The sequence below is a fragment of the Streptomyces sp. NPDC033131 genome (assembly GCF_055578365.1).
Genome location: NZ_JBVIPA010000019.1, coordinates 140,339 through 166,840 on the forward strand (window position 1 = coordinate 140,339; position 26,502 = coordinate 166,840).

The 26,502-nt window shown below is 69.3% G+C and carries 19 protein-coding genes and 1 pseudogene; 11 read left to right on the forward strand and 9 right to left on the reverse strand.

Annotated features, from left to right (window positions below):
* The first annotated feature begins 342 nt into the window (after positions 1–342).
* The 5 genes from ACZ5XS_RS24410 (at position 343) to ACZ5XS_RS24430 (ending at position 11,026) form a co-directional block, all read left to right on the forward strand.
* The gene (locus tag ACZ5XS_RS24410; RefSeq protein WP_468654570.1) at positions 343–4,047 is read left to right on the forward strand and encodes a family 78 glycoside hydrolase catalytic domain; all 3,705 of its coding nucleotides are present in this window, start codon (positions 343–345) and stop codon (positions 4,045–4,047) included.
* Between the two features lie 516 nt (positions 4,048–4,563).
* Positions 4,564–5,115, forward strand: coding sequence for a TetR/AcrR family transcriptional regulator (locus tag ACZ5XS_RS24415; RefSeq protein WP_468654572.1), 552 nt, complete (start codon positions 4,564–4,566; stop codon positions 5,113–5,115).
* Between the two features lie 608 nt (positions 5,116–5,723).
* Entirely contained in the window at positions 5,724–6,983 is a 1,260-nt protein-coding gene (locus ACZ5XS_RS24420) for an MFS transporter (RefSeq protein WP_468654574.1), read from the forward strand.
* Between the two features lie 461 nt (positions 6,984–7,444).
* On the forward strand, positions 7,445–8,392 hold the full coding sequence (locus ACZ5XS_RS24425; protein WP_468654576.1) for an aldo/keto reductase: 948 nt from the start codon (positions 7,445–7,447) through the stop codon (positions 8,390–8,392).
* Between the two features lie 1,002 nt (positions 8,393–9,394).
* Positions 9,395–11,026, forward strand: coding sequence for an MFS transporter (locus ACZ5XS_RS24430; RefSeq protein WP_468654578.1), 1,632 nt, complete (start codon positions 9,395–9,397; stop codon positions 11,024–11,026).
* A 221-nt stretch (positions 11,027–11,247) separates the two neighbouring features.
* Here the strand turns inward: ACZ5XS_RS24430 and ACZ5XS_RS24435 are convergent, their stop codons facing one another.
* Positions 11,248–12,027, reverse strand: coding sequence for an IclR family transcriptional regulator (locus ACZ5XS_RS24435; protein ID WP_468654580.1), 780 nt, complete (start codon positions 12,025–12,027; stop codon positions 11,248–11,250).
* A 148-nt stretch (positions 12,028–12,175) separates the two neighbouring features.
* Between ACZ5XS_RS24435 and ACZ5XS_RS24440 the strand changes: the two genes are divergently transcribed.
* The 4 genes from ACZ5XS_RS24440 to ACZ5XS_RS24455 all read left to right on the forward strand — a co-directional run bounded on the left by ACZ5XS_RS24440 (position 12,176) and on the right by ACZ5XS_RS24455 (position 16,898).
* Complete coding sequence (locus ACZ5XS_RS24440) at positions 12,176–13,375, forward strand: FAD-dependent monooxygenase (protein ID WP_468654582.1); 1,200 nt, start codon at positions 12,176–12,178, stop codon at positions 13,373–13,375.
* Between the two features lie 389 nt (positions 13,376–13,764).
* Positions 13,765–15,459 carry a thiamine pyrophosphate-binding protein gene (locus tag ACZ5XS_RS24445; protein ID WP_468654584.1) on the forward strand — a complete coding sequence of 565 codons (1,695 nt, stop codon included), beginning with the start codon at positions 13,765–13,767 and terminating at the stop codon, positions 15,457–15,459.
* Between the two features lie 33 nt (positions 15,460–15,492).
* Positions 15,493–16,311, forward strand: coding sequence for an SDR family NAD(P)-dependent oxidoreductase (locus ACZ5XS_RS24450; protein WP_468654586.1), 819 nt, complete (start codon positions 15,493–15,495; stop codon positions 16,309–16,311).
* Between the two features lie 140 nt (positions 16,312–16,451).
* Positions 16,452–16,898, forward strand: coding sequence for a TetR/AcrR family transcriptional regulator (locus tag ACZ5XS_RS24455; protein ID WP_468654588.1), 447 nt, complete (start codon positions 16,452–16,454; stop codon positions 16,896–16,898).
* A 224-nt stretch (positions 16,899–17,122) separates the two neighbouring features.
* On the opposite strand, the gene ACZ5XS_RS24460 is transcribed toward ACZ5XS_RS24455, so the two are convergent.
* The 7 genes from ACZ5XS_RS24460 to ACZ5XS_RS24490 form a co-directional block, all read right to left on the reverse strand.
* On the reverse strand, positions 17,123–18,058 hold the full coding sequence (locus tag ACZ5XS_RS24460; RefSeq protein ID WP_468654590.1) for a dioxygenase family protein: 936 nt from the start codon (positions 18,056–18,058) through the stop codon (positions 17,123–17,125).
* A gap of 11 nt (positions 18,059–18,069) precedes the next feature.
* Positions 18,070–19,137 carry a maleylacetate reductase gene (locus ACZ5XS_RS24465; protein ID WP_468654592.1) on the reverse strand — a complete coding sequence of 356 codons (1,068 nt, stop codon included), beginning with the start codon at positions 19,135–19,137 and terminating at the stop codon, positions 18,070–18,072.
* 58 nt (positions 19,138–19,195) lie between these two features.
* Complete coding sequence (locus tag ACZ5XS_RS24470) at positions 19,196–19,792, reverse strand: nuclear transport factor 2 family protein (protein ID WP_468654594.1); 597 nt, start codon at positions 19,790–19,792, stop codon at positions 19,196–19,198.
* Positions 19,793–20,027: 235 nt separating this feature from the next.
* Positions 20,028–21,518, reverse strand: a complete 1,491-nt coding sequence (locus tag ACZ5XS_RS24475; RefSeq protein ID WP_468654596.1) for an aldehyde dehydrogenase — start codon at positions 21,516–21,518, stop codon at positions 20,028–20,030.
* Positions 21,519–21,686: 168 nt separating this feature from the next.
* A complete protein-coding gene (locus ACZ5XS_RS24480) occupies positions 21,687–22,091 on the reverse strand; it encodes a nuclear transport factor 2 family protein (RefSeq protein ID WP_468654598.1) in 405 nt (134 codons plus the stop codon).
* Positions 22,088–23,050 (reverse strand): PDR/VanB family oxidoreductase, encoded by a 963-nt coding sequence (locus ACZ5XS_RS24485; protein ID WP_468654600.1) that lies wholly within the window; start codon positions 23,048–23,050, stop codon positions 22,088–22,090. Before ACZ5XS_RS24485 ends, ACZ5XS_RS24480 begins: the two co-directional genes overlap by 4 nt.
* A gap of 9 nt (positions 23,051–23,059) precedes the next feature.
* The gene (locus ACZ5XS_RS24490) at positions 23,060–24,355 is read right to left on the reverse strand and encodes a Rieske 2Fe-2S domain-containing protein (RefSeq protein WP_468654602.1); all 1,296 of its coding nucleotides are present in this window, start codon (positions 24,353–24,355) and stop codon (positions 23,060–23,062) included.
* Between the two features lie 230 nt (positions 24,356–24,585).
* On the opposite strand from ACZ5XS_RS24490, the gene ACZ5XS_RS24495 reads away from it, so the two are divergent.
* Positions 24,586–25,227 (forward strand): TetR/AcrR family transcriptional regulator, encoded by a 642-nt coding sequence (locus tag ACZ5XS_RS24495; RefSeq protein ID WP_468654604.1) that lies wholly within the window; start codon positions 24,586–24,588, stop codon positions 25,225–25,227.
* 177 nt (positions 25,228–25,404) lie between these two features.
* Positions 25,405–25,827, forward strand: a complete 423-nt coding sequence (locus tag ACZ5XS_RS24500) for a GlcG/HbpS family heme-binding protein (RefSeq protein ID WP_468654606.1) — start codon at positions 25,405–25,407, stop codon at positions 25,825–25,827.
* A 336-nt stretch (positions 25,828–26,163) separates the two neighbouring features.
* Here the strand turns inward: ACZ5XS_RS24500 and ACZ5XS_RS24505 are convergent.
* Positions 26,164–26,502 (reverse strand): annotated as a pseudogene (locus ACZ5XS_RS24505) (hypothetical protein); the annotation flags it as partial.

Genomic DNA, 26,502 nt, shown 5'->3' on the forward strand with positions numbered 1-26,502 from the left:
GATGGGAACATAGACCGGGGCTGCAAGGGGGCGGAAGGCTGCCGATCAACTTCGTAATCAGAGCGTTATGTGGACCGGCGGGCGGGGGCTCGGCCGTCGCGAGCGTTGCCGGGCGGGTTCCGGCCGTCGACGGAGAACTGATGACCCCGTCGGCGGCCGCGCGGCGCCTTCGGTGACCCGATAGGCGCAGGGCATGTCCGCGTGAGTCATCGGTCCAGACGATTGTGTTCCGGGTGAGGTGTCCATAAGCTTTCCACTTGGAAGGTATTGAAACGATTCAATACCTGACGGGGGAGGGACACCCCTGCTCCAGTGCGGAGCGCATACGAAGGGATCTGAGCCGTGGCCGAGGAGAACAGCAGTGCGTTGAGCCGCCGACACATGTTCGGCATCATGACGGCCGCGGCAGCCGGGGCCTCGCTCCCGCTCGCCACCGCGCCGAACGCCGTGGCGGCGAGCGCGCCGGCAGCGGGCAGGTACGGTTCCGTACCCGCGGATCTGCAGGTCAACTCTCGGGTCGCACCGCTGGGCACGGAGACCGCCCCGGCGTTCAGCTGGCTGCCCCCGGTGGCCAGACAGACCGCGTACGAGATCCAGGTCGGCACCGGCCCCGGCAAGGCCGACGTCTGGCGCAGCGGCAAGGTGGCGGGCGCGGCGGGCTCCAACAGCACCGAAGTGGCCTGTGGTGGCGGCGCACTGCGGTCGGAGCAGGCGTACTTCTGGCGGGTGCGGACCTGGGACGAGAAGGGTGAGGCGGGTCGCTGGAGCGAGTCCGCGGTGTGGGAGACCGGCCTGCTGAAGGGCGAGAAGGACTGGTCGGGTGCACGGTGGATCGGCGGCCGCGAGGCGCAGGACCATGACTGGAAGGACCTGGCCGCGACCGTCGTCTTCCGCGGTGGGTCCGACGCCGCCGGTGGTCTGTCCCTGCTCCTGCGAGCCGAACCCATCGGCAAGACCTGGGGTGAGGGGCTCAACTGGACCGTCCGGCAGTCCGGCGACGACATGCAACTGGTGATGAAGACCAGCCACTACGCCGGCAACACGTGGGTGGACGACGGGACCTCGAAGCCGAACTGGGGCGTCGACCACTACGACCCCCAGAGCGAGACCAACCCCACCACCGCCGGCACCCGCAGCGTCCCGGTCGGCACCGTCACCCTCCCTGCGTCGACCGGACTGACCAAGGACACCTGGGCCACCCGCGACCACACCGTGCAGGTCACGGCCAGTGGGCTCACCGTGACCACCACCGTCAACGGCGTCGAGGTCGACAGCCGCGAGCTCACCGGAGACCAGATCCGCCGGCACGGAAGCTTCGGCTTCGGCGGCGGCACCTCGGCCACCGTCCGCAGCGTCGAGGTGACCGGCACCGGCGCCCCCGCCTTCTCCGCCGACCTCACCACCGGCGCCAACCCCTTCGAGGCCGGCATCGCCACCCCCGGCGGCCTCACCTTCCCGCCCAAGAACCCCTACATCCCCGGCAGGAACGCCGTGCTGCCCATCGCCAGCCCGGCCCCCGTGCTGCGCCGCGCGTTCACACTGCCCCGAAGACGCCGCATCGCCTTGGCGCGCCTGCACCTGAGCGCCGCCGGCAACGTCACCTTCACCGTCAACGGCGACCCGGTCACCGTCGACGGCAGGCAGGCGAACCGCGGCCGGACCAACGTGCCCCGGCTGCTCACCGACCAGAGCACCTACGACCGCACGGTCCTGTACAACACCTTCGACGTCACCGCACTGCTCCGGGCCGGCCGGGAGAACGTCGTCGCCGCCGAGCTCGGACGCGGCTGGTACGGAGTCACGACGCCCCAGGAGTGGTTCTGGCAGCTCGCTCCCTACGCCGGCCAGCCGCGCCTGCGAGCGAAGCTCGTCGTGACCTACACCGATGGCTCCGCCACCACCCTCGTCACGGACAAGGAGTGGCTCAGCGCGGACGGACCCACGACGTTCGACTCCGTGTACTCGGGTGAGAAGTACGACGCCCGGCGCGCGGACGAGCTGGGGGAGTGGCGCTCGGTCGGGTACAGGACGGGCCGCGAGTGGCGGCCTGCCACCGTGCTGATCCCTCCGGGCAGTTGCGCCGGACTTTCGCCGAAGTACCACGGCGTGTTGCCCGCCACGACGGTTCCCGAGGGCTTCAAGCCGGCCGTCCTGAGAGCTCACGAGGCAGAGCCGGTGCTGGTCAACCAGACGCTGCGCCCGGCTTCCCTCACCGAGACGGCTCCCGGCTCCGGCGTCTGGGTCCTGGACTACGGCCAGATCCTGACGGGCTTCGTCCGCCTGACGCTCACCGGATCACGCCCCGACAGGGAAGGCCTCACCCTGCGCATCCGCGGCGGCAACCGCATCGTCAGCGGTGACGGCACAGCCGCCTCCCCCCTCTCGGTCGAGGAGGAGAACTTCCAGCACGACGCCAACCTCCAGACGCACTACTACACCCTCGGCAGGCGGTCGACGCAGACCTGGGAACAGCAGTTCAGCCACTTCGGCTTCCGCTACCTGGAAGTGATGAACCTCGAAGCCGTCCTCGGGCGGGCCCCCGACCTGAAGCGGGACGCGGATCTGCTGACCGTCGGCGTCGCCCGCACAGGCTTCGCCCGAACCGGCACCTTCACCACGGACAACGCGCTGATCAACCGCCTCCAGCGCAACCTGGAGTGGGCCGAGCAGAACAACCTGGTGCAGAAGCCCACTGACACCCCGTCTCGGGAGAAGAACGGCTGGACCGGCGACGCCATGGCCAGCTCCGAGTCGGAGTCCCTCACCTGGGACGTCAACGGGGTCTTCACCAACTGGCTGCGCCAATTCCCCGACACCCAGATCTCCACCGGCCAGCTGCCCATGTTCGTCCCCATTGCCAAGGGCGGCTACGGCTACGACCACACCCCCGGCTGGAACGCCGCCTGGAAGGCGGTGCCCGCCTGGGACTCGGCGTACTTCGTCATGCCCAGGGAGCTGCACACGTACTACGGCAACAGCAGTCTGTTCGCCGAGCTCTACGACCACCAGGACACGCTCCTGAAGTACTACGAGACACTGTTCACCGCCGAGAACCACTACAAGTTCGAAGCCTCCCTCGGCGCCTACTCCGGTGCGGAGAGTCCCGGCAGCAACGCCGTCATCAGCCTCGCGTTCTACATCCACTTCTGCGACTACATGGACGAGGTGGGCCGCAGGCTCGGCCGCACCGAACGCGCGGCCCACTACGCGAAGCTGGCGCGCACCCTGCGCAAGGCGTTCATCGCCAACTACTGGGACCCGTCCAAGGGTTACTTCACCGAGGGCAGCATCTCCAGCGAGAACGCCCTGGCCATCGCCTTCGACCTGGTCCCCGGCTCGGACCTGAAGTCCGACGACCCCCGCTACCTGGCCGGTACGAAGACGGTCGAGGAGAACAAGAAGGCCCTCGCGAAGCTGCTCGCCGACCGCATCGTGGCGGCGGACCAGCACATCCAGAACGACATGTACGGCTCGCGCTACGAGTTCAACATCCTCAGTGAGTACGGCTACACCGACATCGCCCTCCAGGCCGTCACCCGGACCGGCCAGCCCGGCTACGTGTACCAGATCGCCAAGGGCGCCACCTCACTGTGGGAGCAGTGGACGGATCGGCTGTCGGTCAACCATCACTATCGCTCCAACGTGGCCACGTGGTTCTACCAGAGCCTGGCCGGCATCAGGCCGACCTCGACCGCCTACGAGTCGCTGCGCATCCGCCCGTACATCCCCGCGGCCGCGGTCAACAGCCGCGTCCCGAAGGACACGCAGGACATCGACCTGGCGCCCTCGACGCTCGACCACGTGCGCGCCTCGATCGACACCGTGCGTGGCAGGGTCTCCTCGGAATGGCGCCGCCGGCCGGACGGCAGGATCGACCTGGCGGTCACCATTCCGTACAACACGGAGGCCGAGATCTGGGTCCCCACCGAGGACAAGCCCGTCAGCCCGCCCCGGGGCGTCGCCTTCGTCCGGGACGACGCTTCAGGCGGCGCGGCCTACAAGGTCTACCGGGCCCGGGCGGGCCAGTACCGCTTCAACGCCGGGTGAGCTGAACGCGCGGACCGCCGTACCGTGCCGAGTCGCCGTCTTGGCACGGTACGGCCTCGGTCTGCCGAGGACCGTCATGACTGGACGATCTCGTCGTGGGTGCGCCGCCGCGCCGACGCCTGGAAGGCGTCGGCGAGCGGTCGAGCGGGTACGTGGGGCGATCGGGACTTCGACGGTGCCGAGCCGACCAGCGCGGGCAGGCTCCGCCAGGAGCACGCACGGAGGCGTGTGGGGACGGCCGTCGCTCCGGGCGCCGGTCTCCGCGGCGCGTTGCCTGGCGCCGGCCGACGCGCTCATCACGCCCGACCGGTGCGGGCGCGCTCGTCGACGGGTCTGGCCTTGGCGAAGTGAGCCGCCGTGGGTCCGTTCGGCCCCTGCGAGCGGAACGCGTCACTGGGTCCAGTCGGCCTGCCCCGGCGCTTCGAGCCACGACCCCGTGCCGCGCCCGGGATGCGCAGGTCAGCTGACGTGGTGATCTTCCGCTTGGCAAACGAACCGGTTCGTTACCATGGCGGCATGGCATATGACTCGGCGGCGACCAAAGAACGCATCCTCGCGGCGGCGACCGCGGAGTTCGCCGCGCACGGCGTCGCCGGTGCCCGGGTGGATCGTATCGCCGCCCAGGCCAAGGCCAACAAGCGTGCCATCTATGACTACTTCGGCGACAAGAACAAGCTCTTCGCCGTCGTCGTCGAACGTGTGCTGGCCGACCTGGCCGAGGCCGTTCCGCCCAGCGGCGACCTGCCCGGCTACGCCGAACGTCTCTTCGACTACCACCGCGCCAACCCCGAGGCCCTGCGCCTGGTGATGTGGGAGGCCCTGGAGATCGGCGAACAGCCGGTCCCGGCCGAGGAGGCACGCACCCGCCACTACCAGGACAAGATCGACTCGGCCGAGACCGGCGGACGGGGCGGCGATGCCCGCACTCTCGTGTTCTTCACTCTCGCCCTGGCCAGTTGGAGCATTGGCATGCCCCAGCTCCGGCGCATGGTCCTCGGGCCCGACCACAGCCTCGACGACCTTCGCGTGGAGGTCGCCCGAGCCGTGCGGAGTCTGCCCCGCGAGTGAGGGAACCCTTGGCTCCGGCCGCGACGAAACCATCCTGCGGGGCATCAGCGAGCTGCCGCTGACGCCCGCGGCAAGGGGCGCCGTCGTCATGTAGTTCGGCCAGGAGGAGGGCCAGTTCCTCGCGGCCACGATCCTCACCGGCGTCACGACCGACCCCGCCCATCGCCAGGAGAGGATTTTCGGCTCGGTCGCTCCCGTCACGAGGTCTCCTCGGCGCAAGAGGCCGTGCGGACCGTCAATTCCCAGCGAAGCTCGGCCTGATCGCGTCCCTGTGGACACGGGACCTGGCCACCGTCTGGCGTGTGCGCGCGGCCCCGGAGCACGGCACGGTCCACACCAACGAGATCCGCAAGTGCTGTGACCAGCCCGCCCCCTTCGGGGCACCGGCAGGTGCATTGAGCGCCGCGTCACCGACCACCGGGTTGCCGCTGAAGGTCCCGCCCAGGCCGCCGGCGGGACCGAGTCCATCAACTCCGCGCGCGGGTGCGGGACATCTCGTCCGGCGCCGTGGAGTCCGATGGTGAGAACGAACTGGTTCGTTTGACTCGTTCCCTATGCCGTGCCACGGTGAAAGCGAACCATCCAGTTCGTTTGATTGGAGTCGTGGCGTGGACCGCACCCTTGAGCCAGCCCCGCCGGCCCCTGCGGAACTGAGCGGCAGGCTGCCCCTGGTCATGGCACTGGCCTGCGGCGTCGGCGTGGCCAACGTCTACTTCCCGCAGGCGATCACGCCGTTGATCGCCCACGGTTTCGGCGTCGGCCAGGGCACGGCGACCGTGTTGGCCACCGGCACCCAACTCGGTTACGCCGTCGGTATCTTCCTGCTGGTGCCGCTCGGCGATCGGCTGCCCCGCCGTCCGCTGATCACCGCGCTGCTGGCCGTGACCGCGCTCGCCCTCCTGGCCGCCGGTCTCGCCCCCGCCATCGGTCCGCTCCTCGCCGCCGGTGCCGTGGTCGGTGTGGCCACGGTGGTGCCGCAGATCCTCTTGCCCATGGCCGCCGGCCTGGTCGGACCCGAGCGACGGGGCGCTGTCACCGGCACCCTGCAGGCCGGGCTGATCGGTGGCATCCTGCTGGCCCGCGCCTTCGGCGGCGTACTGGGCGAACACCTCGGCTGGCGCGCCCCGTACCTGGTGGCGGCCGTGATCACCGGACTGCTCGCCCTCGCCCTCGGCTTCGCTCTGCCGCGCAGTGTCCCGACCGTGCGCGACCGCTACCCCACTTTGCTCGCGGACACGCTGCGGCTCCTGCGCCACGAGCCGCAGCTGCGGCGCTCGATCTACTTCCAGGTCACCCTCTTCGGGGCGTTCAGTGCGGCCTGGACCGCGGTCGCCCTGCTGATCACGGGCCCGCGCTACGACATGGGAACCCAGGCGGTGGGCCTGCTGGCGCTGATCGGCGCGGCCAGTATGTTCCTGGCGCCGGCGGCCGGCCGCCGGGTCGACCGGTACGGCGCCGACCGCGTCAACCTGTGGTGCATCCTGCTCGCCCTCGCCTCCGGCGCCCTCCTGCTCACCGGCCTCGCGGGCGGCCCGGCCGGAATCGTCGGCCTCGCCGCGGGGCTGCTCCTGATCGACGTGGCCGTTCAGTGCGGCCAGGTGGCCAACCAGGCCCGCATCTTCGCCCTGCGGCCCGAGACCCGAAGCCGCCTCAACACGGGCTATATGACCTGCGGCTTCGTCGGCGCCGCCGTCGGCTCCTGGCTCGGCACGCGCGCCTACACCGAGATGGGCTGGGGCGCCGTCTGCGCCTTCGTCGCCGTGGCCGCGTTCCTCGCCCTCGGCGCCTACATGGCCGGGAGCGGCAAGGACCCCGCTGCTGCTGCCACCGCCGCGTCGGCGAGCCGGAAGGCGACGACGACGCCGTAGGCGCGACGCGCACGAGACGGCTTCGCCCGAATCGCCGAGCCCATTCCCGAGAGGATCCTCGTGACCTTCCCTGCCATGCCCCGGGCCGTGCCGCGGTTCCACCGGGCCTTCCAGGAGGCGGACGCCGACGCCTGGGCGGAGGCGTTCGCCGCGGACGGCACGTTCCATGGCTGGGTCGGCGCCCGGACCACCGTGTCGCCGTCGCCTGGCACGGCGCCGCGGTCACCCGGGACGAACAGCCGGTCAACTGGTCCGGCATCACCGTCTACGAACTCGACGCCGACGGCCGCATCCAGGACGCCAAGGTGTACTTCGGCCCCGCGGTCTTCCAGGCCCAACTCGGCGCGAGTCGCTGAAGCGGCGCTGCCGAGCCCCGCGTTGCCCGCGCGGCACCAGTGACCGCCCGCACCCCATCCGCACAGATCGCGCCGGACACTCCAGGCGCACGGAAAGGATCAGTCATGCCCACTCTCGGACACAGCGGAATCGAAGTGTTCCCGCTCGCACTGGGCGGCAACACCTTCGGCTGGACCAGCGACGAGTCCTCGTCCCATCGGGTCTTGGACGCGTTCGTCGAGGCCGGCGGAAACCTCGTCGACAGCGCCGACAGCTACTCCGCCTGGGCGCCGGGCAACACCGGTGGCGAATCGGAGACGATCATCGGCAGCTGGATGGCCGCGCGGAAGAACCGGGACGAGGTCGTCGTGGCCACGAAGGTCAGCCAACATCCCGAGTTCCGCGGCCTGGCGGCATCGAACGTGGCCGCGGCGGCCGACGCCTCCCTCAAGCGTCTGCAGACCGACTACATCGACCTGTACTACGCCCACTTCGACGACCCGGACACCCCGCTCGCCGAGACGGCAGGTGCCTTCGACGCCCTGGTCAGGGCAGGCAAGGTGCGGGCCGTAGGGGTGTCCAACTACAGCGCGGACCGCGTCCGTGAATGGTTCGCCGTCGCGAGGCGCGAGAACTACGCCCTTCCGGTCGTGGCGCAGCCCCACTACAACCTCGTCAAGCGTGCCGCCTACGAGCGGGACATCGCCCCGGTCGCGGCCGACGAGGAGCTGGCCGTCGTCCCGTACTTCTCGCTCGCCAGCGGCTTCCTGACGGGCAAGTACCGCACCAGGGAAGACCTCAAGGGTGCCTCCCGTGAGCAGTTCGCGGGCGGATACTTCTCCGACGCCGGACTCGACGTGGTGGACACCCTGCGCAACGTCGCCGAAGCCCACGACGCCGAGCCCGCCACCGTCGCCCTCGCCTGGCTGCGCACTCGCCCCCGGGTCGCGGCAGCCATCGCCAGCGCCCGGACCGAAGCACAGCTGCCGGCACTGATGGCCTCAGCCGAGCTGACCCTCACCCCGCAGGAGATCGGCACGCTCGACGAGGTCTCCTCCCGGGTGCCCGAATAGGCCGCCCCCACAGGCCAAGGCCGGCCGGGGACTCCGGTCGGCCTCAGCCGCGCGTGAGCCCGTGGATTGGATGCCGTAGCCGATGAGGAAGGTGCCTCGGCGGCCACCCGGCGGGAGAACGCGGTGACCCGCATGCACGTCGGGTACTGCTCGGGGAGCCAGACGGCGAACACCGCGAAGCTCGCGCCGCCGAGGCCGAGCGCGGGGAATGGGACGAAGAAGACGAAGGTGAGCGCGACGGGGTGCAGGGGCCCCAGGACGTCCGTTCGACAGCGGGACCAGTCCTGCCGGGCCCGGAGCCGGCGGGCCTCCTGCCAGGACCGCCAACACTGGGTGGATCAACCGTTGTTTACTCAACGGTAGCTGCTCCTTCGACGCGGGCGGAGTCCTTGCAGCATGGCCGGTCAGGTCTTTCCAGGCGGCCACCGGGATGGACAGGCCGGCGCAGTGCGGATCGACGTACGGTCCCATGACCGTGCCGTGACCTCGTCGCGGCGGATCACTGGCAGGCGGCGTCGGCGAGCCCGTCAGGTGCGTCATGACCCCTGTCTCCTCGGGTAGCAGGTGACGCTCGAACGGAAGCGGAGCGGTGCATTGCGTCATGCGGCCACCGTCCCGTGCAAGGCAGTTACGCAGTGATGGTGTGCATCGCGCCTGCCGAAGAGCGCTGGCCTGTTCGTCCAACGAACATGTCCATTGAGGGTGACAGAGGTCACTTCTACGTTGTCGCTGCTCGGCGGGTCGGCCACTAGGGCCGTGCGTCTGAGGCAGGTCCGGTCGAGCCGTGCGGAAACGTTCCGTGAAGGCTCCTGGGGCGTTCGGCAGCGGTGTTGCCGGGATCGCCGCGAAAAGAAGCACCCCCTGGCAAGGTCCGGCGGCGAACGCCGGTTCCGACAGCAGCGCTCTGCGCGCAAGGAGTCGTCCATGGTTCAGACCGATACAACCAGTGCGTCAAAGGGAGAGGCCGGCAGATACACCCTGAGCTCAGGCACCCTGACGGCGGTGGTTCTCGCTGTGTGCCTTGCGCAGATAGCCCTTTCCGTCCCCTCGCTCATCATCGGGCTGATCCAGCAGGACCTCGCGCCGTCCTCGGCCCAACTGACGTGGGTCGCCGAGGCCTTCATGCTTCCCGTCGCCGCGTTGGGACTGGGCTTCGGCGTGTTCGGTGACCTGTTCGGCCGTAAGCGCCTCCTCATCGGGGGCGCCGCGCTCATTGTCGTGGGCTCGGCCCTCGTGGTCCTGGTGCCGGCTGAGGGATCCTCGGCCGACACTCGGGTGACGTTGCTGATCCTGGCCCAGGTCCTCAACGGCATCGGGGCCGCGGCCATCTTCCCGACGAGCCTCGCCATGGTGGCGGCCGGGACGCACACCACCGCCACCCGCGCGCGTGGCGTGGCGATCTGGGCCACCGCGCTGTCGGTCGGAGGCTTCATCGGACCGCTGCTGGCAGGCGTCGCCGGCAAGATCGAACTCGGCTGGGCCGGGAACGCGAACTGGCGCTGGGCCTTCGTCGGCGTCCTTGTCATCGCTGCGGTGAGCGTGGTCCTGTCGCTGGCCGTCGCCCAGAACTCCGCCTCGCCCGAGGGCCGATCCATCGACTGGCCGGGTCAGATCACTGGCGCGCTCGGCCTGTTCGCTCTGATGTACGCCGTGATCCAGGGACCCGAGAGTGGCTGGGGGAGCCCGCAGATCGTCATCGCGTTCATCGTCGCGGCCGTCTTCCTCGTGCTGTTCGTCTTCGCCGAGAGCCGTGCGGCCGAGCCGCTCCTTCTCCTGAGTGTGTTCAGGAACCGGGCGTTCGCCATGAACTCGGTGGTCACCCTGATCGGTATGTTCGCGTTCCTCGTGATCATGTACGGCACCAGTATCCGCCTCACCACCATCCAGGGATTCAGCCCACTGCGGAGTTCCGTCGCCTACCTCTTCTTCGGAGGCGTCGGCTTCGTACTGCTGCCCCTCACCTTCAAGCTGCTCGAGCGCTACAACCCCCGGTGGGTTCTCTTCACCAGCATGATCCTCATCGGCGCCAGTGGGCTGTGGTTCGCCGGCGTTCCGACGAGCGATCGGGCCATGAGCGCCATCGTCGGGCCTCTGATTCTCGCCGGCGTCGGCTCGGCACTCGCCATCGCCGCCATCAGCGCGGTCGCGGTCAACACGTTGCCCAACCACCTCGCCGGTATGGCGAGCGGTGCCACGAGCACGTTCCGGGACCTCGGGTTCGCCCTCGGCCCCGCGATCGCCGGTGCTGTCGCACTGGGCCGGGCCGCCGACGAGATCGCCGGCAAGCTGGCCGGCGATCCTGAACTGAGGAAAGCCTACGAGGCCTTCCAGGCCTCTGCGGCCCATGCTCCCGCGGATCAGAAACCGCAGCTCGAAGCCGCAGTGCACGCCGTGGAGTCGGGCCCGCTCGGAGCCAACTCGGTGCCGTCCAGCATCACACTGCCGGATGGTCAGGTCGTGCCCTTCAACCCACTCAAGGACATCGCTTTCGACGCCCTCAGCAGCAGTTACTCCCTCGCATACGTACTCGGTGGCGTGGCTGCTCTGGTGGCGGCGGCACTCACTCTCGTGGGTGCGCGCGGCGGTGTGAGCGAGACTCATCTCGACGACGACCCTCACACCCTCAAGGACTGACCGCCCGACGAACGGGTCGGCACCGGGACACGGGTGGCAGGCCGGCCAGGACAACCGGAGCGCCGGCCGCGACTTCTCCTCCTCTGGGGCGGCAGTCGCGGCAGGCCACGGCGTACACACGGATGCGGTTCTCGGCCGATGAGGGATAGCGCCCCGGCCACATGCAGCTCTCCCGGCGGCAACCGCCGGCATGACGCGCTGGTTTCCTCGTCCCGCGAACGTTACGAGGTGCGAATGGGAATGCCCGGCCTCCAGCCGAGACTCCTGGACAGACCCAGTCCGCTCGCGACCAGCGAGGGAACGGCCGCTTGCAGTTTGATCGAGCCCGCAGCCACCACAACCGACAGAGCCGCGACGACCTTGCCGTGGCGATCGATGATGCGCGTCGCGACCGACTCGGCCCCTTCGCTCAACTCTTCCTTGACGACCACCGTTCCGGTCGAGCGGCAGGACGCCAGTTCGCGACGCAGTTCGGCCGGGTCCACGATCGTCTGGGGAGTGAAGCGCTGCAGCCTTCCCGCCAGCACCTCATCGATGAAGTCCGTACTGCTGTGGCTCAGAAGCACCTTGCCGACACCTGAGCAATGCAAGGGCAGATGGCCGCCGACCTGCGACGTCAGGCCAACGGCGTTGACGGCCGACAGCCGCTCGATGATCACCGCCTGGTCGCCCTGGAGGACGGCCAGCTGTACATGCTGGCGAAGAGCCGTGTACAGGTCCTCCACGAACGGCTGCGCGGCGCTGCGGAGCGTCTCGGCCCGCGGTGCGAGGGTGCCGAGGCGCCACAGGGGCAGGCCGATCGCGAACCGGTTGTCGCTGGTGCGCTCCAGCGCACCGGCCTCAAGAAGGTCGAGCGTGAGGCGCCTGGCGGTGGCCTGCGGCATGCCCGTACGTCGGACCAGGTCGGCGAGGCTCAGCTCGGTGTGGTTGGGGTCGAAGGAGAACAGCAGATCCCACAGTCGAGAGCTGACTGAGCGTCCTGGCTCGTGCGCGCGAGGCATGGGTCTCTCCTCCATCGGTTGCGGCGTCGGTCACCCTACCTTTCATGTTCGTTGGATGGATGACCCCGTTCTAACAATGCTGGGATTGCTGAAGTCTTGCACGCAGCCAGTCACCTGCCTCGCTCAAGGTCCACGGGAGTGAAAGAGCATGATGAGTACGGAAGCCGGCCCGAAGATCGCGATCCTGGGTGGAGGCATCGGGGGCCTCGCTGCCGCGGCTTTCCTTCGCGAGAAGGGCTTCGACAGTGACGTCTACGAGCAGGCGGCCGCCCTGGCCGAAGTGGGTGCCGGTCTGGTGGTCGCCCCCAACGCCGCCCGCCTGCTACGACGTCTCGGCGTGCTGGACCGATTCGTCAAGCGCGCGGTCCGGATGGAGGTCGGTTGGGAGTTCCGGCGCTGGGAGAACGGCGCCGTCCTTTCCGCGGAGAACCTGGAGGGCGAGTGCATACGCCTGTACGGCGAGCACACCTACGCAGCCCACCGCGCCGACCTGCTGGGCGCCTTGAGGTCGGCTGTCCCCGAGCGCTCGGTCCACCTCGGCAAGCGCTGCGTCTCGGTCGAGTTCGAAGGCGACCAGGCGGTTCTGCGGTTCGAGGACGGCGAGACGGTTCGCCCGGACATCCTCATCGGCGCCGACGGGGTCCACTCACGCGTGCGCGGCGCCGTCGTCGGGCCGACTCAGGCCCGGGAGTCGGGCATCTGCGCCTTCCGGGCCCTCGTACCGGCGGAGAAGGCACCCGACTTCGCCAGGCGGCGCGCCCAGACCCTCTGGATCGGCCCCGACCGCCACCTCGTGCACTACCCGGTCTCCGGCGAGGAGTACGTCAACCTCGTCGCCTTCGCGCCGGCCGGGGCGGGCAGCGTCGAGTCGTGGACGGCGACCGCGACGCTCCAGGAGCTACTCGACGAGTTCGCCGGCTGGGATCCGCGTCTGGTGGAGCTGATCAGGTCGGCCGATACGCCGGGACGCTGGGCGTTGCTCGACCGGGAGCCTCTCGACCACTGGAACCGCGGAAACGCGACCCTGCTGGGTGACGCGGCCCACCCGATGTTCCCGTTCTTCGCCCAGGGCGCCGCCCAGGCGATCGAGGACGGCGCCGTCCTCGCCCTCTGCCTGGCGGCGGACCCGGACAACCCGATCGCGGCGCTGGGGCGCTACGAAGAACTCCGTCGACGCCGCACGGCACGCCTGCAGGAGGTGTCGCACGGAAGGTCGCACATCAACCACCTTCCGGACGGTCCTGAGCAGCAGGCGCGCGACCTGGCGTACTCGCAGGCCGATCCACTCAGTGCGAACGGCTGGATCTACGCGTACGACCCCGAGGACGCTGTCTCCGCCTCGGTGTGAATCAGCCCCGGGAGGCACATGTGCTGCGTGAGAGGACCGCTCGGCCGCGGGATCGCCACGGGGCGGGCTCGGTCGCCGAATTTGTTGCAGGCGTGGGCTCGCGACAGCCTCCTTCAGCGACTTTGCCAGCGCGTGGACGGAGATCAGTTCCGGGCGTGTGATCAAGGACGTACACGGGATGCCGAAACCCTGACATCTCTTCTCCGCACAGTCGGGTCGACCGGTCTCGGTCTTTCGACGCCGAACAAGGCATTGGCCATCCAACGAATACAGCCGTTGTCGTCACCCAGGCCGTAGCCGAGACTCCCGTACGGGTCGGCCCGAGTCGCGGCCCTGTCCCACCGCCCCCCGTCGAAACCCTGAGTACGTCCAGAGAGGCGGACCTTCGAATGGCAACCGCAACCGGTAGTGGGCTCGTCGTGCGAACACTGCAGCGAGCCGGCGTCGACGTGGCCTTCGGCCTGCCCGGAGCACACATCGACCCCATTCTCCAGGAGGCCCTGGATGCCAAGCTTCGGGTCGTCGATGTGCGGCACGAGATGAACGCCGGTCATGCGGCCGAGGGCTATGCACGGGTCACCGGGGACCTGGGGGTCGCCGTCGTCACGGCCGGTGGTGGCTTCACCAACGTCCTGACCTCGATCACCAACGCCTATCTGGACCGGACCCCCGTCCTCTACATCGCAGGCTCCGGTCCTCTCGAACGGGACGAGATCAACGACCAGCAGGCCGGATTCGACCAGGTCGCCATGGCGGCCCCGGTGACCAGGTTCGCGCACCGCGTCACCCGTGCCGAGCTGATCCCCCGCCTGGTCGCCCAGGCGATCCGCACCGCGCAGTCGGAGCCCAAGGGCCCGGTGCTCCTCGACATCCCCTGGGACGTTCTGCGCCAGACGGTCGACGTCGACGAGGTCGAGGACTACCGCGTCGAGATCGACGGCACCGGCGTTGCCCCCGCCGCCGCGGTCGACCGGATCATCGAGGCGCTCGGCACCGCCCGGCGGCCGATCGCGCTGGTCGGCAAGTCCTTCGTCACCGCCGAGTCACGGGCCCAGTTGCACGAGTTCGCCGCCCGTACCGGAGTGCCCCTCCTCTCCGACTGGGAGGGCCTCGGAGCGGTCGTCGGCTCCGAGCAGCAGGTCGGTCTCGTCCAGACCCTTGGCACCGTCCCCGAGGACGAGCGGCCCGACCTGGTCCTGCTGCTCGGGCTGCGCTTCGGAATGACCACCGGGTTCGGCACGGGCCAACTGCTCCCGAAGAGCGCGCGGATACTGCAGATCGACCCCGACGGCCGTGAGCTCGGCCGTCTGCAGGATGTCGAACTCGGCATCCAGGCCGACCCGATCGGCACGATCGGCCTGCTGAACGAGCGCCTGGGCGACAGCCCCGTACCCTCGGGGCGGAGCGAATGGCTGGGGACCCTGCGGGACATCTCGGCCGCCCGGCGGTACGCGCTCGCCGCCGAGACCGAGAAGCACGAGGGCGCGATCCACCCGTACCTCGCGGTTCGCACGATCACTGAGAGCGTCCCCGACGGGGCCACCGTGCTCGTCGACGGCGCTCTGACCGAACTGTGGCTCTCCGAGACGATCGCGCTCGCGCCACTGGCCCACTACCTCGGGCACGGCTACCTCAGTTCCATGGGATGCAACTTCGGCGTCGCTCTGGGAGCGCAGTACGCGACCCCTGACAAGGCGACGATCCTCGTCACCGGCGACGGCGCGGTCGGCTACAGCCTCGCCGAGTTCGACTCCCTCGTCCGGGCGGGGCTCCCCGTCATTGTGATCGTCCTCAACAACCAAGCCTGGGGCGCCACCCTGCACACCCAGCAGTTCTTCTACGGACAGGACCGTGTCACCAACAACCGCCTCGAGAACGGATCCTACGGAGGCGTGGCGCGAGCTCTCGGTGCGGACGGCGTCGACGTCACAGAGCTGGACCAGCTTCGCCCGGCGATCGAGGCCGCCCTCGCGGCCCGCCGGCCGACGTGCATCGACGTGCGAGTGAGTCTCGCACCCATCCCTCCGGAGGAGCGCGTCATGAATGGTGAAGCTCCGTTCGGCGGCGACGAGACCAACGCGTGAGCCACTACCCCTGGCCGACCACGAAGGAGCGTCGTGCACGACACGACTGACGTAGGAAGTCGCGACCCGGCCATCGAGGACCGGCGTCAGCGCTTCCTCGGGAAGACCTGCCTCGTCACCGGAGGCAGCAGAGGACTGGGCCTGGCAGCCGCACAGGCATTCGCGCGCGAGGGCGCACGTGTGGTCATCATCGCGCGAGACCCGGACCAGCTGAAGACCGCGAGCGAGCTGATAGGCGACGGCACGATCGCCGTCGCGGCCGACCTCTCCTCGCCGGCCGCCATCAAGGCCGCGGTCACGGAGGTCGCCGCGCAAGTCGACCGGATCGACGCCGCCTTCATCAACGCCGGGCATTCCGGCTTCAAGAGCCTCGACGACATGGACGAAGCCACATGGGACATGGTGTTCGACATCAATGTCAAGGGCTCGTTCTTCGTCATGCAGGGCCTGAGGCCCTTGCTCGCGCCCGGCGGGGCCGTCGTCTTCTGCGGCTCGGTGGCCGGTCGGAGGGCACGGGCGGGAGGCGCCGCCTTCGGGGCCAGCAAAGCCGCACTCGAGCACCTGACACGCATCCTCGCCGACGAGGTCATCGGCGACGGAATCCGGGTCAACATCGTGATTCCGGGCGGCATGAACACTGACATCGGCGCACACACGACGGGCCTTGCGCCCGGCGGCGGCGAGGCCATGCGAGAGCGGATCAGGCTCGGCACCCCCATGCTCCGAATGGGAGAACCGGACGAGCTCGCCGACGCGGTGCTCTTCCTGGCCTCCTCCGAAGCCAGCTACATCACAGGGGCGGCCCTCCCGGTGGACGGCGGCGCCACCGGCTTCATCCGCTCGTCGGCATAGGCGACGATCCGCTCGTCGGCATAGACGACGGCCACTCCAGGGCACCGACTGCGCCATAAGGGGTTCCCTTACGGCCGGCGAGGGCGAGGCCGCCTTCATCGACGACCGCTACGTTGAAGGCGGGCTTCTGGCGTGCGGTCGTGGACGCCGCGCTCAGTGATCAGCTGACGCGCATGGCGCCGGCCGCACCCGGGAGCGAGTTCGGGGACGTGCTACGGAAGTTCGTCACGGAGTTCTACCGCGTCGACATCGACGAACCGCACCTGGCCTTGCTGTTGGCGGATGAATCCGCACGGGACACCGAGCGGCTGGACTACCTCTACGAGCGTTACATCGAGCCGGCCTTGGCCCTCGTCGTGCCCAGCGTCGAGAGGTCGATGGCACCGGGGCGCATGGCGCGGGTTCCGATGGACGTCCGGTTCTTCGCCGTCATCGCTCCCGCGGCAGGACTGGTGCAGGAGCCTTTCGCCCGGCGCCTGGGCCGCCCCGAGCACCTGCCGCGGGCGCAGCGTCTCGCCAGGGCGGAGACCCTGGCCGGGCTGGTGGTGGACGGCCTGCTGGCCCCGGGCGACGCCAAGCGCCGGTAGCGAGTGCGGAACGACATGCTTCGGACCCGCTGTGCGGACCGAGGTGGTCGTGCGGCACCGGGCCACCTCGGTGTGCGTCGGCATCAGCACCGCACGTGCCGTTCAGGATGAGTGTGCCCCCATGCCTTCGGGGCCGCCTGCCCTTCGACGTCCCTGCGGCCATCGCGACGCGGCACGCCGCCTCCGCGCCGGGAACCGTCTTTTCATTCCGAGCGGCAGACCGGTCATACGCCCGTGGGGGCGAGGACGATGTCGAAGCGCACCCGGCTCCACGTGCCGTCGATGACGCGGCCGTCGGGCGTCGGCGTACCGGCGGGCTGCTGCTCGAACCGCTTGATCAGTGAGTCCTTCACACCGAAGACGGTGTCCTTGCGGCCGATCGGGTCGCCCTCGGGGAAGATGTGGGTCACCAGCGTGCGCGTCCCCTCGTGGGACACCATGAAGTGCAGGTGGGCGGCGCGCAGCGGTGAGCGGCCGACCGCGTCGAGCATCTTGCCGACGGGTCCGTCGTTCGGGATGGGATACGGCGTCGGGGTAAGGCCCCAGAAGCGGTAGCTGCCGTCGGCCGCGGAGAAGAGGTGCCCACGGCCCGCGCGCTTGCCGGCCTCGTACTGCACGTCGTAGAGCCCGTCCTCGTCGGCCTCCCAGACCTCCATCCGCGCACCGGCGAGCGGCGTGCCGTCGGTGTCGGTGACGGTGCCCTCGACCCAGCAGGGCTCGCCGGGGGCACCGAAGGCGAGGTCACCGCCGAGTTCGATCGCGGGGGAGTCCTCGACGAAGAACGGTCCGAAGACCGTCGCCTCGGTGGCGCCCTTGTAGGCCTGGTTGTTGACGTTGATCGTCTGCATGCTCGCGCCGAGGGTGTCGGACAGCAGGACGAACTCCTGCCGGACCTCGTCGGTGATGTGGCCGGCCTTGGTGAGGAAGTCGATCGCCGTCCCCCACTCCTCCTCGGTCAGCCGGACCTCACTGATGAAGGAGTGCAGGTGCTTGACCAGGGAGGTCATGAGTTCCTGCAGCCGCGGGTCCTGGCAGGCGTCGAAGGAGGCCAGGACGTTGTCGACGAGCTGCTGCTCGACCGCGTGCTGCTCCGGCGACACCTCGCGGTAGATCGTGCCGGCACCGTCCCGGGCGTCGCCGGGGTTGACGTAGGTAGCCATGACGGGCTCCTTCAGTTGATCGGGTCGCCGGCCCACGCCGCCTTCAGCAGCGCGGTCAGGTTCTCGTCGGTGACAGGGGTCGGGTTGTCGGCCGGGATCGCCTGCGTGATCGGCCCCAGCGCCTTGGCGATGCCGTCCTCGGGCATGCCGTAGTCGCGCAGGGCCCTCGGCGCGTCCAGCACCTGGCGCAGGGCGGCCAGACCGGCGCTCGCCGCCTCGGTGCGGAAGACCGAGCCGAGGGCCTCGGCGATACGCGCCTCCGCCTCCGGGGCGTGCGGGGCGTTGAAGGCCAGGACGTAGGGCAGTACGACCGCGTGGGTCTGTGCGTGCGGGAGGTTGAACATGCCGCCGAGTACGTGGCAGATCTTGTGATGCATCCCGGAGCCGGCCGACGCGAACGCGACAGCGGCCAGGTAGGCGCCGTACAGCGTCTGCTCGATGCCCTCGACGCTCGTCGAGTCGTCGGCCACCGCGGGCAGGCCGGTCGCCAGTGCGCGGATGCCCTCCTGGGCCAGCGCGCGGTCGAGCGGGTCGGCGCGTGGCCCCCACATCGAGTCCACGCAGTGCGCCATCGCGTTCAGGCCGCTGGCCACGGTCATCGCACCGGGCAGCGTGGTCAGCAGACCGGCGTCGTACACGACCGACGCGGGCAGTACCTCGTTGTCCACACCGGTGGTCTTGGTGTCGCCTTCCGTCAGGCCCCAGACGTTGGTCGCCTCGGAGCCGGCGTACGTGGTGGGTACCGCGACGATCGGCAGTCCGGTGGTCATCGCCACCGCCTTGGCCAGACCCGTGGTCGAGCCGCCGCCGACGCTGACCAGGATGTCCGCGTCTGCGGCGGCCGCCGCATGACGAGCGCGTCGCGCGACCTCGACCGGCACGTGCATCACGACCTCCTCGTGACGCAGTACGACCGGGATCTCCTTGGCGATCGGGTCGGCCAGCGCCTTCTCGCGGTCCGACGCGATCAGCATGACCCTGGATCCGCCGAGTGCCTCGACCTCCGCCGCCACGGCGAGGGGTGACTCTCCGGCTGCGAACACCACCCGCTGGGGAAGGGTCTCGTGTGTGAACCTCATCGTCTGTTCCTCGGGTAGGTCGTCGGCTGGGTCGACCGCATGCGGGTGACGGCCCGCATCAGGCTCCGGCCAGCCATTGTGTGCCTTCGGAGTAGAGCTGCTCGACTGCGGTGCCGGTGAGGCCGGGAAGCCCGTTCTCCACCGTGAAGTCCGCCTTGGTCTGAAGGTAGGCCAAGTGCCGGTAGCCGGTCGGAAACCGTTGCAGGAGCTCGGGATCCAAGGTCAGTGAGGCAGCGGGGTCGACGACGTCGAGCCGGTCCTTCTCGTAGATCGGCTGTCGGCGCACGATGGTCCAGCGGCCCTCGTCGCGGGAGAGGAAGTCGTAGAAGCGCCCGGTGCAGACGACATCGACCTCGACGGCGTCGATGGTCGCGCGCTGGTTGATGGTCATCTTCGTCTGAGCGATGGCTCGGTCGCCGACGATGTCCGCGGTGTGGCCACCCAGGAAGTGCAGGATGCTGACTCCCTTGTCGAAGCCTTCACGAGTGGCCTTGATGAAGTCGGTGGCGCTCCCCTGGAACCAGGTGGCGCTCATCCGGCCGTCGCGCGGATGCCAGACCGTGGCGAAGCGGCTCCAGTCTCCGGCGTCGCGCCACAGCGCCCAGTTCTCGATGAGCTGGCGGATCTCGTGGCGGTCGGTGTCTGCCTGCGGCATGTTGACTCCTTAGAGGGGTGAAGATCGCTGGTACAGGGGCTTGGTCAGACAGACCTGAGGAATTCCTCCAGCTCGCGGTCGAGCCGCTGGGAGGCCTCCGTCTCTCGGGCGTCCGCCAGCCATGCCGCGGCCACCGCCGGACTGAAGGCCGCGGCAAGGCACCACAGCCAGGGGAACAAGGCCCGGGGGCGCGGCGCACGCGGTGTCACGTGCGCCGCCCGACCTCGTCGCATCCTCAGATCGGGTAGTGCCGGGAACCGGACTGGATGGTGATCCAGCGCAACTCGGTGAACTCCTCCAGCGCGGCGCGGGAGCCGAACCGGCCCCAGCCACTGGCGCCGACACCACCGAACGGCATCTGGGGCTCGTCGTGCACGGTGGCGCTGTTGATGTGGCAGATGCCGGACTTGATCCGGCGAGCCACGTCGAGCGCGGCGGCCGCGTCCTTGCCGAAGACCGCGGCGGAGAGTCCGTACTCGGTGTCGTTGGCGACCGCGACGGCTTCGTCGGTCGAATCCACGTCGATGATCGAGACAACCGGTCCGAAGGTCTCCTCGGTGTAGATGCGCATGTCCGGCGTGACACCGCGCAGCACGGTGGGCTGCACGAACAGGCCGTCGGCCGTGCCGCCGGCCAGGACCTGCGCGCCCTTGGTGCGAGCGTCCTCGATCAACTCGACCACGTGGTCGCGGGCGGCGGCGTGGACCAGCGGACCGATCTGTGAGGCGGGGTCGCTCGGGGGTCCGACGACCAGCTTGGCGGCACGCTCTGCCAGGCGGGAGGAGAGCTCGTCGGCGACAGTTCTGTCCACGATGACGCGCTCGGTCGACATGCAGATCTCGCCCTGGTTCATGAAGGCACCGAAGCTGGCCGCGGCGGCGGCCTCCTCCAGATCCGCGTCGGGAAGGACCAGGAAAGGCGCCTTGCCACCGAGTTCGAGCACTACACGGGTGAGGTGGCGCCCGCCGAGTTCGCCGATGATACGGCCGACCCTGCTGGATCCGGTGAAGTTCACGCGTGTCACGGCGGGGTGCGCGATCAGTGCCTCGACGACGCTCGGACCGTCCTCGGGCGCGTTGCTGATGAGGTTGACCGCTCCGGCGGGCACACCGGCGTCGTGGAGCACCTGGACGATGGCGGCCTGGGTGAGCGGGGTCTGCTCGGAGGACTTCAGCACCACGGTGTTGCCCCACACCAGGGGCCACACGATGGAGCGTACGCCGAGGATGAGGGGCGCGTTCCAGGGGGCGATGCCGACGACGACGCCGACCGGCTGACGCACGCCGAGGGCGGTGAGGCCGGGCACGTCCGACGGGATGACCTCGCCGACGGCCGCGTACGCCTGGGCGGCCGCCTCGACGAGCATGCCCTTCGCGACGTGCACGTTGAAGCCGCACCAGGGGAGAGTGGCACCCATCTCCCGGCTCATCGTGGCGACGATGTCGTCGGTGCGCTCGTCGAGCAGGGCGGCCGCTCGCTCCAGTACCGACCGCCGTGCGGCCGGTGGAAGGCCCGACCATTCCGGAAGGACCGCCGCCGCCGCGTCCACCGCGAGATTGACATCCTCGACCGAGGCCGCGGCGACCCGTGCGATCGGTTCGCCGGTCAGGGCCTCGGTCGTCTCGAAGTAGCGGCCGTCCCTGGCCGCGACGGGCTCGCCCGCGATGAAGAGGTCACTGGTCCGGACCGCGCCGGATGTGGGTGCCTCGGTCTCAGTGGCTGACATGTGTTGCCTCACTTCCACGACAGCGGCGATCGCCGCATGAACCCATGCATGGCGATCGCCGCGCGAATCATGTACGTCGAACACTCCATGACCGGCGGCACGCCCTGAACCCTGTTGTCCATTCATCGAACAGCGTCGTGAGGGTCGTGCCGTCGGCCTTCCGGGACGTCAGACCGGCGGGAACCGCCTGCCCATGACCATGTGCGCCAGGCGCCAGCCCTCCGCGGTCTCCTCCCAGACCTTCGTCACCACCTCCTGCATCGGGAACGGCGCGATGCTCTCGTCGAGGACGGTGTACATCTCGTGGAAGCACGTGGTGATCGCGGTGTTGCCACGCACCGTGATCTCGAGCTCCGTGGCCTTCGCGGAGACCGAGCGGCGGCGGGTCACATGGAAATGGGCCCAGGTCTCCCGGTCGTCGACCCTCCCGACCGGGCCATGGACGACGCGGCTGTCCTCGAGCATGAGGGGGATCGTCGCTTTCTCGCCCTCGACGAGAGCCACGAGCCATGCGGCCTCCATCTGCTCGATCGCCTCGACGGCCTTGGTGGTTGCGGTGGACGTGGTTGTCATAGGTCCAACTCCAGAATCGGTGAGTGTGCTCGGGACGAGCACGTGGTGAACATGCCGTCGGCGCGTTCACGATCGGTCAGGATGTCGTCGCGGTGGTCGGGCTCTCCGGCGAGTACGCGCACGATGCACTCGCCGCAGATTCCCTGCTGGCAGGAGTAAGGGGCATCGACGCCGCCCGCGAGCAGGGCGTCGAGGACGCTCTCGCCGTCCTTGACCTCGTACTCACCGCCGGTCTTGGCCAGCCGCACCCTGAACGTCCCGCCGGCCGTGTGCGCGGCGGCGTCCTCCACGGGTGCGAAGCGCTCCTTGTGGATCGCTTCGGCGGGCCATCCCGCTCCGAGTGCCATGGAGATCACGAAGTCCATGAAGCCCCCGGGGCCACAGACGTAGATCGCCGTGTCGGGGTCGGGCGGACCGAGGTCGGCGGCGGAGATGAAGCGCTGGTCGTCCGGGCCGTCGTCGAAGTGGAGCCGAACGCGGGGGTTCTGCTCCAACTCGTCGAGGAACGCCGAATCCGGCCGGCTTCGAGCGAAGTGGTGCAACGTGTACTCCGCGCCCCTGGCTTCGAGCTCGTGTGTCATGGCCAACAGGGGAGTGACGCCGATTCCGCCGGCCATCAGCAGATGGCGACGCGCCTGGTCCGAGACTCCGAACCTGTTCCGCGGACGGGAGATCCGCAGCCTGTCGCCCTCGCGAAGCCGGTGCATCCCCAGCGAGCCGCCGCGCGACGCCTCCTCGGCCAGTACCGCCAGCCGGTATCGGGCGCGGTCGTGCGGCGGCCCGCACAGGGAGTACTGGCGGACCAGCCCGGCGGCACCGTCCACCAGTACGTCGACATGGGCGCCGGCGGCGAACTCCGGAAGCTCGACGTCGTCGGGACTGACCAGGTCGAGCACCACGATCCGGGCAGTCGCGTCGTGCCGGGCGACCACGATGGTGTCGAGCCACTCGTTGTTCATGGTTCCCGCTCAGATGCCGGCGGCGGGCGGGGCGTCGGCGTTGTCGCCCGCGGGGCGCTTGCCGAGGGTGAAGAGGCCGGACTCGGTGCGGTGGACCACCGACGGGTCGCGGACGATGTTGATCGGGTCGCGCCCGGCCTCGACGTCGTCGGCCATCGAGAGAAGCATGCGACGCAGCATGACGACGCCGCGGTCTCCGGTGGCCAGGGTCTCCTCGGAGTCCAGGGTGATGGCTCCCTGCGAGCCCTGGGCCTCCGCGTCACCGGGGAACTGCTGGCGCTCCTCGTCGGTCAGCTCGTGGTTCTGCTTGCCGTTCTGCGTGATGCCGATGACGAAGTGGACCATGCGCTCGGGATCGTTCGTGCGGATCGAGAAGAAGAGCCGGTGGCTGGTGTCGTCGGAGGGCACGACCCACAGCAACTGGTCCGGCCGCTCGTCGGGGGTGACCTTCACGAAGCTCGGCAGGCCGAAGACGTTGGGAAGGTGCTGCTCGACCGCGAAGCCGTACTCGGCGACCTCGCCGTCCTCACCCTCCATCTCGAATCGCTGGGTGTACTTCAGCCCGTGGTCGGTGCGCTCGTACGTCACACGGTCGGCGACGAGGGCCGGGTCGAAGAAGTTCTCGGGGTAGCCGAAGGTGCCGGTGCCCAGCATCTGGTACCCGCTGTGCGTGGAGTGGAGCCAGGTCACGTGCGTCGGGTCGGCGGAGTTCTCGTAGATGTTGAGCCAGCTGAAGTCCGTCGGCATGCCGGTGATGGCGGCGTGGGGGATGGGCCAGCTGGCGAAGTACTTCTCGTCCTCGGCGGGGTTCTCGAGCGCGTCGAAGCGGGGGAGTTCGGGCTTGAGCTCGGGCGGGCCCATGTAGACGAAGACCAGGCCGTAGCGCTCCTCGACGGGGTACCACGGCTGACGGGCGGCGTCGCGCCTGCGTCCCAGGCCCGGCTCACATGCCTGCTCGATGCAGCGGCCCTGGACGTCGAACTTCCAGCCGTGGTAGCAGCAGCGGATGCCGTCGTCCTCGACGCGGCCGTAGAAGAGGCTGGCGCCGCGGTGAGTACAGCGCTCGATCACGACACCGGGGTTGCCCTGGCCGTCCCGGAACACGACCAGATCCTCGCCCAGTGCGCGGGTCTTCTGCGGCAGGGCGCCGGCGACGAGGGTTTCCGAGCTGGCGATCGGGTGCCAGTAGCGACGCAGCGCCTCACCCATGGGCGTACCCGGCCCGACCTCGCGCAGGCGGGCGTTGTACGAGGGCTTCGGGCGACCGTAGGCCGTGCCGGTGTCGACTTCTGAAGTGGTGGTCATCGTTCTGTCTCCCGTGCGGCTCGGGCGCACAGCCGGTGGCGCGCATGCAGGGCTATGGGGAATCACCTGCGAGGGCATCGTCGTATGCGACCCACAAATAGGATTGGTGATTCACATTCGCATTTCCCTCGGGGTGCGTCAAGGGTTACGTGCAGGTGCACGCCAGGTGCGGAGGGCGCCGGAGAGAGGGGCGGCGGTGTAGGCCCTTGGCTGCCTCTACGCTGGGGCGGGTGAGTACCGAACCGACACTCGACCTGCCACCGGCGCAGCAGGCGCGCAGCCGCCTGACCCAGCAGCGGATCCTGGAGGCAGGCACCGCCCTCCTGGAGGAGGGTGGCACCGAAGCGCTCACGGTCGCGGCTGTCGCTTCCCGGGCGGGCGTCTCGGTGGGCAGCGTCTATCGACGTTTCGGCGACAAGGACCGCCTGATCGCGGCCCTGCAGCACGACATGATCGATCAGTTTCGCGCTGACATCATTCGCCGCTTCGCTCCGCTGCGCACGGACCCGAGCGCGCTGGTCGCCTCGGCGGTAGCCGGACTTACCGAGACGTATCAAGCACACGAGCGCCTGATGCGCGTCTTCCTGGCCGCGGGTGCCACCGATCCCGCGGTGGCTCGGGTCGGGTCCGAGGCCGCCATCGATGCCGATCGCGTCTTCCGGCAGTTCCTGGAGCCGATCGTGCCGATGATCGACGCGCCGGAGCCGGAGGTACGCCTGGATGTCGTCTATCGCTTGATCTACGGGACCTGTCAGAACCGCGTGCTGTACGGCGAACTGTTCGAGTCCGACCGGCCTCTGACATGGCGTCAGCTCACTGACGAGCTGGTGAACGTCGCTTGTCTGTACCTGCTCGGCACACCTGCGGGGTGAGCCCTGGTCGGCGATGCGAATGTGATCCCCACTTCACATTCGCGTCGGGCGGCGACATACTGAGCGGGCTCCTGGCGCCTATCGGGACCGGCGAACGCCTGGACCGAGGGTGCCCAAGAAATCCGCGGATGACGGCCGGTTGCTGCCTCTTCGGTCGTCAAGGGAAGGGACCGCTCCATGCGAGAGCCGCTCAGCTTTGAGATCGCGCACGGCGCCGCACTCGCCGCTCTGGAAGCAGGAAGGGCCGAGGGGCACAAGGTGTGCGCTGTCGTGGTCAACCGGAGTGGCGTCATGAAGGTTCTGCTCAGTGACGACGGCGTTGGACTCCTTGGCGTGGAGACCGCTCGGCGCAAGGCCTACACCTCGGCTGTGAGCGGTGTCCCAACAGCCAGGTTCGCGGCCTTCGCCGCGTCCCCCCAGATGCAGGTGGCGCCTCCTCATCTGGTCGATTCCCACCTTCTGCCGGTCGCGGGCGGCGTGCCGATCGTCACGGCCGACGGAGAGGTCATCGGCGCCATCGGCGTGGGCGGGGCTGACGACACCACTGACGACCGCATCGCGCAGCAGGCTTGCGATTCCGTCGCGAAGATCGTTGCGTAGGCCGGCCTCCCGGTCGGTGCGGCCGCATTGTTGAGCGTCGCCGCCGTCGTCGCGACCCCTGGGTGTGGCTGGTCTTTCTGTGTGCCGGTCTGCGCCGGAGGCCTCGCCGTGTGCGCCGCCTCTCCACAGACGTCGCCCCGGGACGATGTGAGGATGAGACGGCCCCCAGACGGTCGACAGCTCATGATCACCGGAGGCCGTGTCTGTCTCCGTCTCCCGGGACGACCGGCCGCGCAGCATCTCTGGGCCGCTGACCATTCATCAGCGAGGACCTCGCGTGAACGACACACGCCTGCCCCGACCGGAACGGTCTGGGCAGGCGTCGCAGGGAGTCGGTCAGGTGATCTGGGTGGCTAGGAGCTTGGCCTCCCCGGCTGCCTGCTCGTGGGCCTTGGCCCTGGACGTCTCAGAGAGGCCGATCAGGTCGGCCGCCGGTTCGACCGGGGCCAGGGTCGGTTCCGGGACGATGAAATGGACGTCCAGGCCGAGGCTGCCGGGGCCGAGGGCCTTGGCCAGGTAGGTGCTGACGAACTCGCAGGACTCGCGCGGGGTTCCCGGGGCCTTAGGGGTCCTTTCACTGTGCCCGTCCGGGTCGCGCGGCCTGGCACCGCACCTCGCCGCGTTGCCGAAACGCCCACGTGGCTCCTCCCCCACGCTCGAACAACCTCGCGCGGG